Source organism: Sphingobium sp. KCTC 72723 (assembly GCF_014280435.1).
Classification (GTDB): Bacteria; Pseudomonadota; Alphaproteobacteria; order Sphingomonadales; family Sphingomonadaceae; genus Sphingobium.
This window is the reverse complement of record NZ_CP060388.1, coordinates 2,600,572-2,612,500: the sequence shown is the minus strand read 5'-3', so window position 1 is coordinate 2,612,500 and position 11,929 is coordinate 2,600,572. Positions and strand designations below refer to the sequence as shown.

Sequence of the window (11,929 nt, the reverse complement as noted above, 5' to 3'; positions counted from 1 at the left end):
GCGCGGACGCCTGACAGCAATTCGTTGAAGCGCATCTGGATCGGCTGGGTAAACTCATAATTATTGCCGGGGATTTGCTCCACCGCTTCCTGCATCTGCGCCACCAATGTTGTGCGCGGCTTGCGCGGATCGGGCCAGTCGGCACGATCCTTGAGCATGATGAAGGTGTCCGCCACCGATGGCGGCATTGGATCGGTCGCAACTTCCGCCGTACCGATTTTCGACACGACCCGTTCGACTTCGGCGAAGCGCTTCAGCCGCGCTTCGACCGTGCGTTGCATCCCGATCGCCTGGGTCAGGCTGGTGCCGGGGATGCGCAGCGCGTGCATGGCGATATCCCCTTCGTCCAGGTTCGGCACGAATTCAGAACCCATCCGACTGGCAGCGATCCCGGCGATGAAGACCAGTATGACCGCCCCCCCCACAAAGGCCTTGCGCAGGCTTAGCGCCTTGTCGAGCGCCGGTTCATAAGCCTGCCGCGCCCAGAGCATGAGGCGGCTTTCCTTTTCCTCCACCTTGCCCGTGACGAACAGGGCGATCGCGGCAGGAACGAAACTGAGCGAGAGGATAAGGGCGGCGGTCAGGGCCATGACGACGGTAATCGCCATGGGATGGAACATCTTGCCCTCAACCCCGGTCAGCGCGAAGATCGGCACATAGACCAGCGCGATGATGAGGATACCGAACAGTGACGGGCGGATGACTTCCGATGTCGCGGATGCGGCGAGCGAGAAGCGTTCCTGCCGGTCGAGCAGACGGCCCAGCCCATGCTGCGCCTCCGCAAAGCGGCGCAGGCAATTTTCCACGATGATGACGGCCCCATCGACTATCAGGCCGAAGTCGAGCGCGCCAAGGCTCATGAGATTGCCCGATACCCCGGCCTGCACCATGCCCGTGATCGTCATCAACATGGCGATGGGAATGACCGCCGCCGTAATGAGGGCAGCGCGGACATTGCCCAGCAGCAGGAACAGGACGACGATGACCAGCAATGCCCCTTCGAGCAGATTTTTCTCCACCGTCCAGATTGCCCGTTCGACCAGGTCGGTGCGGTCATAGATTGCGACTGCCTCCACCCCTGCGGGCAAGGCCTTGGCAGCCTGTTCCAGCCGCTGCGCAGCGGCGCGCGCGACGATCCGGCTGTTTCCTCCCGCCAGCATGACGACGGTGCCAAGCACCACTTCCTCACCATTTTCCGTCGCAGCGCCGGTGCGCAATTCTTCGCCCATGCCAACATCGGCAACATCAGTGATGCGGATCGGCACGCCGCCGCGATTGGTGACGATGATGGATTTCAGATCGTCGATGCCACTGGCCTGACCGGGAACGCGGACGAGATATTGTTCGCCATAGCGTTCGACATAGCCCGCGCCGACATTGGCATTGTTGCGCCCCAGCGCCTGCACCACATCATCGAGGGCGAGGCCGTAGGCGGCCATGCGGTCCGGCAGCGGCGTGACATGATATTGCCGCTCAAACCCGCCGATGCTGTTGACTTCGGTCACGCCCGGCGTGTTGTGCAATTGCGGGCGGATCACCCAGTCCTGCAAGGTGCGCAGATCTTCCGCATTATAGGGAGTGCCATCGGGCTTGCGCGCGCCGGGCCGGGCCTCCAGCGTGTACATGAAGATTTCGCCCAGCCCCGTGGCGATCGGACCCATTTCCGGTTCCACGCCAGGCGGCAGTTGCGACCGTGCGGTTTGCAGCCGTTCGTTGATCAACTGGCGCGCGAAATAGATGTCGGTGCCGTCGGCGAATACGGCGGTCACTTGCGACAGGCCGTAGCGTGACAGAGAGCGCGTATATTCCAGCCCCGGCAGCCCGGCGATGGCGGTTTCGACGGGGAAGGTGACGCGCTGTTCCGCCTCCAGCGGCGAAAAGCCCACCGCTTCGCTGTTGATCTGCACCTGAACATTGGTGATGTCGGGCGTGGCGTCGATCGGCAGGCGCTGAAAACTCCATATGCCGATGGCGCAGAGCAGCAGCACTATGGCCAGCACCGTCCAGCGAAAGCGGATGGCGGCGGCGACCATGCGTTCCAGCAGGGCCGGGCGGGTGGTGGCTATGGCATCAATGGTCATGGCTGGCCCCTGCCTTGTCGATGTCCGCGCGGATCAGGAAAGCGCCATCGGTCACATAGTCGGTTCCCGGTTCCAGACCGCCCAATACCTGCGTCCATTCCGGGGTGCGTCGTCCCAGTTCCAGCATCCGCACTTCATAGCTGTTGCCGACCCTGGCATAAACGACATCGAAATCGCGGAAGCGCTGGATCGCCTTGGTGCGTACCGCCAGAGGCACCTGCGTTTGTGTGATGGAGAAGGCGCCTTCTATGCCCATGCCGGGGCGAAACTGGTTCGCAGCGGACGGAGGCAGATGAACATGGGCCAGCACCGTCTGGCTGGCGAGGTCGGCGGTGGGCAGGATCGCTTCGACCGTTCCGGTCAGCTTCGCTTCGCCCGACAGGCTGCGCAGGGACACCGCCTGTCCCACCTTCACGCGCTCAGCGTCGCGGGGATAGACGAAAAATTCGGCGTGCAACTGGGTCGGATCGGCAATCACGAACAAAGCGCGGTCGCCCGTCACATCGCCGATATTAGCGTTCTTTTCCACGATCGTGCCGCTGATCGGCGCAGTGACAATGTAGGTCTGGAGCGAGTGGCTGGATTCCACGCGCAGCAACACTTGACCCCGGCGCACCTGCTGGCCCAGTTCGCCCTGCATGGACAGGATCACGCCGGGCAGGCGGGCGCGCACGTCAGCCTTCCCCTCCGGCGTGATTTCGATGCGGCCTGACATGTCGATCAATTCGGCGATGGTAGCAGGCCCGGCGCGTTCGGACCGCACGCCACCGGCACGGGCCGCGTCGGCGGTAATGTTCGTGCGCCCTTCATAGGATGCATAGGCCCAATTGTGGGTGCGTCCGACTTCCGTAGCGCGGACCTTTACGTCGAAACTATGGGGTTCGCGCACCACGCCGCCGCCGCGCAGATAATCGTCCTGCGGGGTGAAGGCGAAGCGGTCGACCCGGCCGCCCAGGCGGGTCAGTTCGACCGCGATCTGCACATCCTGCGGCCGCACCGGCTTGTCATCGCGATAGGCGTAGAGGTGAAATTCCGGTTCGACGCCATCCTCGAAAATGGTGACTTCGACGACGAAATTGCCGTCGCGCAACATGCGCCCGCGATGAGGGCCGCGTTCGAATTCGGCTTCCGCTGCGCCATGCGCCTCCTGTTCGGCAGGGGCTTCGTTGCAACCGGCGAGCAAGGTTGGGACAAGCAGCAGGCTTGCCATTTTAAGCAAAGGGGACATCGGATTCACTCCGCGCTGGAAAGAAGGAAGGCGTGGCGGCCGGTCAGCCGGTCGAGCCGTGCGCCGTCGAGATGATAGGTGCGCAGCAACTGGATGCGGCGTTCATAGGCGTCGATCATCGCCTGTTGCGCCTGCGCCACTTCGAGGAAGGTAAAGGCCGTGCCGCCGCGATTATAGCCGTCGCGCACCAGCACTACCGCACGTTCGGCGCTGGGCAGCACCGCACTGTCGATGCGTTTGATTTCGGAGAGGATAGCGGCACGTTGCGCCAGGATGCGGTCCATGTCGCGCTTGGTCTGGACCTTCAACACGGCGATTTCCGCTTCGGCCATGCGCCGTTCCGCTTCGGCCCGCTCGACGTTACCGCGCTGCGCCTGACGCCCACCGAGCGGGATTGATCCGCCGACGACGATGCTGACGTCATTGCCCTGCCCATAATGGCGCAGGCCAGCGCGCAGCGTGGGATCGGTAGCGCTGTTGGCGTCGGCGAGGCGCGCCCGTGCCGCTGCGGCATCGCGTTCAGCGTCCAGCAGGACAATGTCGATCGGTTGGGCGTTCGCCAAAGGATCGGCGGAAATGCGGGAAAAGCCGCTGGTGTCGAGGCGGAAGTCGGCGTCCGCACCCCACCATGCGCCCAGCGTTGCCCGTGCGATCCGTGCCTTTTCGATCGCTTGTTCATGGGCAATGCGCGCCAGCGCCACGGCGGTTCGGGCGCGTTCCAGCGCGAACAACGGGTCGAGCGCGCGGTTGACGCGACGCGCGACTTCCCGTTCCAGCCGCTGGGCCTGTGCCAGACGTTCCTGCGCGACGGGGATTTCCGCGTCCGCTGCCAATGCTTCGACCCAGGCCGCCTGCGCCTGGGCCAGCATGTCGAGCTGGCGCAGGCGACCGCGTTGTTGCGTGACATCGCGTTCGGAGCGGGCCGCGCCGACCCGTGCTTCTCGCTTGCCGCCGCGTTCCCAGGTGCGCTCATACCAGGCGGTGGTCTGCGAACTGGCGACCGGGGTGTAGCCGCCGGAGCGGGCAAAATCCTCGACATCGACGGTGACGACATCCTGCGGCTTGATATCGGCTTGTCGGATGGAGGCGTCGGCCGCAGCGCGCTGGGCAGCGATAACGGCAAGGGCGGGGTCCGCCGCCGCGACCCGCGACAGGGCATCGGCCAGCGTCAGAACCTGCGCATGGACGGACGGGACGGGCAACAAGCATAGCAGCGCACCGATGGCCAGCGCGTCGCCAAGGCGCGACAATCCGCGCGGACGAACAAATGCAAACATGGAAAACAGGCTTTCGCAACAGGGCGTGGATCATCCCACGCCGTGTCGCGGCGCAGGTTCAGACGCTGTCGGTCATCGCCCTGGGCGGACGTTCGGGTCCGCGCACGGCAGAACCCAGCCCGCCACGTTCCTGCGGCAGGCCATGGCGCGCACTATCGAACAGGGGGGCCATCAAGCCTGCCTGCGCCAACAGGATGACGCCCGCGCCGCCGTCACCATGATGGTGATGATGACCATCGGGCAGACGGTTCGACCGATCCTGATCCTCGACTTCCGCTCTGTCATGCTGGGCATCATGGGCTTCTTCGGCAGTCAGTCCGCTGAACAGCATATGCGCGTGGCGCTGCGTCGCGCCCGCTTCATGCTGGATGCCGTCCATCGTGCGCGACAGGCCCATCCCGGCGAACAACATAACCAGCAGGATGCAAAGCATCGCACCCAGACGTAGTCGCAAAGTAGACAGCGAGATGGACATAGAGTGTGCGTTATCGGGGATGCGTCGCCATGGCAATATCGCAGGGGGTCGCCGGGTCCGAATCAGCATTCTGGTCCGCAACGCACGGCCTGCACGGTGGATCATGCCGTCTCCGGCAAACGGCTGCGCGACGACGATCATGCCAGCTCTTGCATTGATCGTGCGCGTCTTTGGTTTGGACGCATGACCCCCTGACCGCCTATTCCCTCTCATCAAGCACGGACGTGGAGCATCCCGCCGTGGAGAGGAGTTTAGCGTATATGAGCCATTACAGCCCCACCGACATGGCCCGCCATCTGGGCGAAGGGCTGTTGTCCTTTCCGGTCACCCATTTCGATGCCGATGGCGCATTTGAGGAAGGGCCGTATCGCGAACATTGTGCATGGATGCTGGATCATGAACTGACTGGCCTGTTTGCAGCGGGTGGCACGGGCGAATTTTTTTCGCTGACGCCCGCCGAAGTTGCAACGGTCGTGGCAGCGGCGGTCGCGGAAGGCGGCGGCAAGACCCCGGTTATTTCGGGTTGCGGATATGGCACGGCGATCGCCACCGGCATCGCGCGCGACGCGGAGAAGGCGGGCGCGGACGGATTGCTGCTGCTGCCCCCCTATCTGATGCACGCCAAGCAGGAAGGGCTGGCCGTCCATATCGAGGCAGTGTGCCGCTCCACGGGTTTGGGCGTCATCGTCTATAATCGCGACAATGCCGTCATCAATGATGAGACGCTGGCGCGCTTGTGTGAGCGCAATGCCAATCTGGTCGGTTTCAAGGATGGCGTGGGCGACATCGAACTGATGACCCGCATCTATGCGCGGATGGGCGACCGGCTGACCTATATTGGCGGGCTGCCGACGGCGGAAACATTCGCCACCCCCTATCTGACCATGGGCGTCACCACCTATTCGTCGGCGATCTTCAATTTCATGCCGGAATGGGCGCTGGCCTTTTACAAGGCCGTCCGTGCGGGCGATCATGCGCATGTGATGGACGGGCTGCGCCGGTTCGTGCTGCCCTATATCGCGCTGCGCAATCGCGGCAACGGCTATGCGGTGTCGATCGTCAAGGCGGGGATGCGGATCATCGGGCGGGATGCCGGGCCGGTGCGGTCGCCGCTGACCGACCTGTCGGCGGCAGAGGAAGCCGAATTGCGGATGTTGATCGAGGCAGTGTCGCCGGGGGCGCTGTCGGCCGCCGCGTGACTTGGTCGCTGGGCGGGGCTAGTCTGTGATGATGTTCGAACTCAGCCAGCTCCGCTGCTTCGTCGCTGCGGCCGAAGAATTGCATTTCGGCCGCGCGGCGCAGCGCCTCAACATGACGCAATCGCCGCTCAGCCGGCAGATACAGCTGCTCGAACGCATATTGGACGTGCAGTTGTTGGAACGCACCAGCCGGCAGGTCAGCCTGACGCCTGCGGGCAGCGTGTTCCTGATCGAGGCGCGGCGGATCGTGCGCCTGTCCGACAGCGCCGCCCTTTCCGCGCGGCGCGTGGCGAAGGGCGATGCGGGGCGAGTGGCTCTCGGCTTCACGGCGGTATCGGGCTATAATGTCGTGCCGCGCATCGTGGCGCAGGCCCGCGCGGCGCTGCCCAATATCGAGCTGGAATTGCGCGAGATGGTGTCGAGCGAGCAGGTCGATGCGTTGCTCACCGGGCTGATCGACATAGGTTTCGTCCGCCCGCCGATCGACCGGCATGAGTTCGAAACGAGTTGCGTGCTGCACGAACCTTTGTTCGTCGCCCTGCCGCCGGGCGATGCGCGCCAGTCCAAGGCGGCGCTGGAACTCGCCGATTTCGATGGCCAGCCGCTGATCATGTATTCGCGGCAGGGGGCGAGTTATTTTCACAACATGCTGGTGCGCCTGTTCGACGAGGCGCAGGTCGCGCCGCTCTATGTCCAGCATGTGACGCAGATCCATTCGATGCTGGGACTGGTCCATGCGGGACTTGCCGCCGCGATCGTGCCGGAAAGCGCGACCGGGCTGCATATGATGGACGTGCAGTTTCGCCGCCTGATGACGCCGATCGACAAGCCGGTCGAGCTGCATATGGCGTGGCGGCGCGACAATCATAATCCGGCGCTGCCCGCGATGCGGCAGCTATGTGCGGAAGCGACCGGATGAGCGGGATCGACCGGCGCGCGCTGATCGGCGGGCTGGCCGCTGCGCCGCTGGTCGTTGCCGCGCGTGCGCCCGTCAGCCCCGTTGCGACGACGCAATATGGGCGAGTGCGCGGGACGATCGAGCGAGGGGTACTGGCGTTTCGCGGCATCCGTTATGGCGCGGACACCGCGCCGCGCCGGTTCCAGCGGGCGTTAGCGCCAGAGCCATGGCCGGGCATTGTCGATGCTACGCACTATGGTCCCGCTGCGCCGCAGACCAACGTCACCGAGCCGACGTCGGAAGATTGCCTGTTCCTCAATGTCTGGACGCCCGCGCTGGACAAGGGGCAGCGGCCGGTCATGGTCTATCTGCACGGCGGGGCGCACGCCCATGGGTCGGGCAGCGACCCGCTTTATGATGGCGGCAATTTGGTGCGGCGGGGCGATGTGGTGGTGGTGACGCTCAATCACCGGCTGGCGGCGCTGGGCTATGCCTATCTGGCGCAATTGGGCGGTCCGGCGGAATCGGGCAATGTCGGCAATCTGGACATCATATTGGCGTTGCAATGGGTGCGCGACAATATTGCGGGCTTCGGGGGCGATCCGGGGCGGGTGATGATTTTCGGCCAGTCTGGCGGCGGGGCGAAGGTCGTGACGCTGATGGCGATGGCGGAGGCGCGGCCCCTGTTCCATGCCGCCGCGACGATGAGCGGGCAGCATGTCACCGCCGCCGGACCGAACCATGCCACGGCGCGGGCCAAGGCATGGATGGGCAAAGCGGGCGCGGCGGATGTGGCGGCGCTGGCCCGCCTGCCGGTCGAGCGGCTGGTCGCGGCGATGGCGATGGTCGATCCGCTGGAGGGCAAAGGCGAAATCAGCTTTACCTCGACGCTCGATCATCATGTGCTGACCCGGCACCCGTTCGTGCCGGACGCGCCGCGTGAGGCGGCACATATTCCGCTGATCATCGGCAATACCCATGACGAAACCGCACTGTGGATCGAAAAGACGCTGCGCGCGGGGGACACGACATGGGACAATCTGCCCGACCGGCTGGCGCGGCAGATGGTCAAGGATCTCGCCCCCGATCATGTCATTGCGCGCTATCGCCAGTTATATCCCGACCGGACGCCGGGGCAGATTTTGCTGGCGGCTTCGACTGCCGGGCGGTCCTGGCCGGGGCATCTGATCCAGGCGGAAGAACGGGCGCGGATCGGTGCGCCGACATGGATGTATCAGCTGGATTTCCCCTGCCCCGACGCGGGCGGGATATTGGGGGCGTTCCACACGCTCGACATTCCGCTGATGTTCGACAATGTCGATGCGCCGGGCGCGCGGACGGGGGTGAGCGCCGATGCACGGCGGCTGGCGGGGATGATGGCGGATGCTTTCATCGCGCTGGCCCGGACGGGCGATCCCAATGGCGGGGCGCTGCCGCGCTGGCCGCAGTTTGAACTGACGCAGCGGCCCACGATGATTTTCGACCGCAACGTGCGCGTGATGGATGATCCGCGCCGGGAGGAACGGCTGTTGTTCGCGGTTGCGCCCTATATCAAGCCGGGTGGTTAGGCCCGGTCCCACGGGAAGCTGAGCGTCGGGCGCAGGGCATAGCGTGTCATCGCCAGTGTCAGGCGCACGCCGCAGCCCGGTTCCAGCCGCACGGTCACGTCTCGTCCACCAGCCGCAACGGTGCGTCCGTTCATCGTCACGCTGTCGATGCGATGTTCGCCATAGGCACCGCCCTGCACGATCAGACTGCGCGCATTTTTGGGGTCGAGGTTGACCAGTGTCACCGCCGTCGCAGTGTCCGACAGGCTGTGGACCAGCGCCGCGACGTGCGGCGGCACACCGGCGCGGCGGGCGGCGGGATCGAAATAGCGCAGGCGGCAATGGAGCGGCACGCCCCCTTGTGGTGGCGAGGTTTTCGACCAGGGCGGGCGGGCGATGTGCAGGCCGCCAGTCATCAACTGGACGAGGCTGGTGACGCTGGCCGGGTTGATGCCGATCGGCCAGTCGGCGAGGCGAGTCTGCGGCGTGGTGGTGTCGCTTTCGCGCAGGGCGACACGGTCGGCCACGCGCTTTAGGTCGGCTTCGATCGCGCGTTCGGCATAAGAGGGGTCGCGGCCTTCCAGAAAGCCGATCCATGGGTGGTCGCCAGCGGCGGCGCGGTCCTCGGTGCGCTGCGACATATACCAGATTTCAAAGCCGTTGGTGCGGTAGGGTCCGGCTTTCCAGCCATACCAGCCGTCCGCGCCATACATGGTCGGCGCGTGGGACACGCCGTCGATGGTACGGGCGGCGGCGTTGATCCGCGCGGTCTGGCGTCGCCACAGGTCGATATAGCGCTGGTCGCCGCTCATCAGCAGCGCGCCCATGAAAGCGGTGATCGAGCGGGGGACGCGGTTGCGATCTTCCCGCACGCCGGTTTGCGGCACGCGGGGGGAAAAGCCCCAGCCATAGACGCCGGTCCACCAGTCCTTGCCCACCGTTCCGTCGGGGCGCACATGGCTAGGCAGGATGTCCTCGTTGCGGGCGGCGCGATCAACCCAGGCGTCGAGATAGTCAAGCGCCCAGCGGCGGAACCGTTCGCCGCCGCCCAACGCATAGGCGTTGAGGCCCAAAGTCGTGGATTGGAGGTTCAGCGGATTTTCGCCGACCACATCACCATATTCGGCATAATGGTCGAGCGTTTGCCTGTAGTTGGTTTCGCCATGTTCCATGTGGAAGGGGGTGGGATCGAACGGGTCGCCTGCCCAGTCGAGCGGGGTTGCGGGGCGCAGCATCGGTCCCCGGCTGCCATTCATCATGCTGCGCATCATGCGCAGTTTCGGATCATAATTGGGCGCTGAGGCATCGCGCCCGGTGTAGAAATCGGCGTAACGGGCGGTGCGGGTGCGCAGCCCGGCGTCGCGCGGCATGGACAGGCCCATGACGTTGAAGCTGGTCAGCCCCTCCGCATTATGCTGCCAGTCCATCTGGACGGGAAATTCGCGGTGATACATGCCGTGCCGCGCGATCGGCACGTCGGTGGTGCGGGCGGCGGCGAACTGGCGCAGATGGCCTTCCCAAAATTGCGCCGCCAAGGTGCGGATGCGGTCGCCCCCGCCCAGTGCGTGGAGCAGGAACCAGTCGTTCGTCGCTTCGGCTGCGTCATCGGGGCCATCATTCGCACCCCACCGTTCGAACACGCGCAGCCGGTCGCGCCGGTCGACATATTTGGCGTAGAAATCGACGCAGGCCGCTTCATTGGCGGCGAGCAATTGCCGTTGCAGCACGGCCCAGCGCGGGGCAAGCATCGGCGTGCTGGCGACGAGGGTTGCGCGGGTGCGGGCGTGGGCGGGCAGCGCGAGGGCAGCGGCCCCCGCGACGAAGGCGCGGCGGTCGATGCGCATCAGGCCAGCTCCAGCCTGCGGATCGGGCCGACGATCACCAGAAAGGCGAAGATGGTGAGCAGGCAATGCGCGCCCACGAAGATCAGCGCCCAATCGAACGACCCGGTCGCCGCGACGATGAAGCCGACGACGATCGGCGTCACGATCCCGGCGATATTGCCGAACATGTTGAATACGCCGCCCGACAGCCCGGCAAGCTGCTTTGGGGCGACATCGGCCATGATCGCCCAGCCGAGCGAAGCGACGCCCTTGCCGAAGAAAGCCAGCGCCATGAAGGTGATGACCAGGGCTTCGGAGTCCGCCCAGACGCAGGCGATGATGAGCGTGGCGAGCAGCATTCCGGCGACCAGAGGCGTCTTGCGCGCCAGATCGAGCGATCCGGTGCGGCGCAGGATGAGGTCGGAGCCATAGCCACCCACCAGACCGCCGATGAAACCGCACATCGCCGGGATGGCAGCGGCGAACCCGGCCTCCATGATGTTCAAGCCGCGTTCCTTGACCAGATAGATGGGGAACCATGTGACGAAGAAATAGGTCAGCACATTGATGCAATATTGGCCAAGATAGATGCCGATCATCATGCGGTTGGCCAGCAATTGCCGGATATTGACCCAGGTGAAGCTGGGCGCGCGGGCGGATTGGGCTGCGCTATCCTCCATATGGATGAGGCCGCCGCCAGCCTCGATATAGGCCAGTTCCGCCGCGTTGATCGACGGGTGGCGCGCAGGGCTGTGGATATAGCGCAGGAACAAGGCAGTCGCGACCAGACCCAGCGCACCCATGACCCAGAAGACAGCGCGCCAGCCGAAGCTGTGGACCAGCCAGCCCATCAGGGGCGCAAAGGCGACGAGCGAGAAATATTGCGCGCTGTTGAAGATGGCCGATGCCGTGCCACGCTCCGCACCCGGAAACCAGGCCGCGACCAGCCGGGCGTTGCCGGGGAAGGATGGAGATTCGGCGAAACCGACCATGAAGCGCATCGCAAACAGCGTCGCCACGACCGGCAGGCCCGCGATCAGCCCGACCGTGCCCTGCATCGCGGTGAAGATCGACCAGAGTGCAATGGCGCCGGCATAGATGCGTTTGGTGCCGAACCTGTCGAGTAGAGCGCCGCCCGGTATCTGTCCCAATACATAGGCCCAGGCGAAGGCGGACAGGATGAAGCCGGTCTGCACCGGCGAGATGCCCAGTTCCCCCGACGCTGCGTTGCCCGCGATCGAAAAGGTCGCGCGATCGGCATAGTTGATCGACGTGATCAGGAAGATCAGCGCGATGATCCTGTAACGGACATGGGTAGGACGGGACGCACCGGCGACGGGGGCGGCGGAAATGGCGGCGGCGCGGGTCAAGTCAGGCTCTCCTTAAAGGGCCGCCCATCTG

9 protein-coding genes (1 of these 9 cut by a window edge) are annotated in these 11,929 nt (G+C 64.9%); 3 read left to right on the top strand and 6 right to left on the bottom strand.

Going from position 1 to position 11,929, the window contains the following annotated elements; genetic code table 11:
• The 4 genes in view from SPBM01_RS12920 to SPBM01_RS12905 are tightly spaced (at most 58 nt apart) and all read right to left on the bottom strand, a layout consistent with a single transcriptional unit that may run on beyond the window.
• Positions 1–2,045 carry the 5' portion of a CusA/CzcA family heavy metal efflux RND transporter gene (locus tag SPBM01_RS12920; protein ID WP_262504436.1) on the bottom strand. It extends 1,117 nt beyond the left edge of the window, so only the first 2,045 of its 3,162 coding nucleotides appear in the window; it begins with the start codon at positions 2,043–2,045; its stop codon lies off the left edge, out of view.
• Between the two features lie 25 nt (positions 2,046–2,070).
• Positions 2,071–3,309, bottom strand: coding sequence for an efflux RND transporter periplasmic adaptor subunit (locus SPBM01_RS12915; RefSeq protein ID WP_188062201.1), 1,239 nt, complete (start codon positions 3,307–3,309; stop codon positions 2,071–2,073).
• A gap of 5 nt (positions 3,310–3,314) precedes the next feature.
• Positions 3,315–4,586: a TolC family protein gene (locus SPBM01_RS12910; RefSeq protein ID WP_188062200.1), complete on the bottom strand. Its 1,272-nt coding sequence runs from the start codon at positions 4,584–4,586 to the stop codon at positions 3,315–3,317.
• A gap of 58 nt (positions 4,587–4,644) precedes the next feature.
• A complete protein-coding gene (locus SPBM01_RS12905) occupies positions 4,645–5,061 on the bottom strand; it encodes a hypothetical protein (protein WP_188062199.1) in 417 nt (138 codons plus the stop codon).
• Between the two features lie 260 nt (positions 5,062–5,321).
• On the opposite strand from SPBM01_RS12905, the gene kdgD reads away from it, so the two are divergent.
• The 3 genes from kdgD to SPBM01_RS12890 are packed head-to-tail and all read left to right on the top strand — an operon-like array spanning position 5,322 to position 8,726.
• A complete protein-coding gene (gene kdgD, locus SPBM01_RS12900; RefSeq protein ID WP_188062198.1) occupies positions 5,322–6,260 on the top strand; it encodes a 5-dehydro-4-deoxyglucarate dehydratase in 939 nt (312 codons plus the stop codon).
• A 28-nt stretch (positions 6,261–6,288) separates the two neighbouring features.
• Positions 6,289–7,179: a LysR family transcriptional regulator gene (locus tag SPBM01_RS12895; protein WP_262504157.1), complete on the top strand. Its 891-nt coding sequence runs from the start codon at positions 6,289–6,291 to the stop codon at positions 7,177–7,179.
• Positions 7,176–8,726, top strand: coding sequence for a carboxylesterase/lipase family protein (locus SPBM01_RS12890; protein WP_262504156.1), 1,551 nt, complete (start codon positions 7,176–7,178; stop codon positions 8,724–8,726). The genes SPBM01_RS12895 and SPBM01_RS12890 overlap by 4 nt, the downstream gene beginning before the upstream one ends.
• Here the strand turns inward: SPBM01_RS12890 and SPBM01_RS12885 are convergent.
• Positions 8,723–10,549 carry a hypothetical protein gene (locus tag SPBM01_RS12885; protein ID WP_188062196.1) on the bottom strand — a complete coding sequence of 609 codons (1,827 nt, stop codon included), beginning with the start codon at positions 10,547–10,549 and terminating at the stop codon, positions 8,723–8,725. The two genes, SPBM01_RS12890 and SPBM01_RS12885, sit on opposite strands and share 4 nt — an antisense overlap.
• Positions 10,549–11,898 carry an MFS transporter gene (locus tag SPBM01_RS12880; RefSeq protein ID WP_223177692.1) on the bottom strand — a complete coding sequence of 450 codons (1,350 nt, stop codon included), beginning with the start codon at positions 11,896–11,898 and terminating at the stop codon, positions 10,549–10,551. Before SPBM01_RS12880 ends, SPBM01_RS12885 begins: the two co-directional genes overlap by 1 nt.
• Positions 11,899–11,929: the final 31 nt, after the last annotated feature.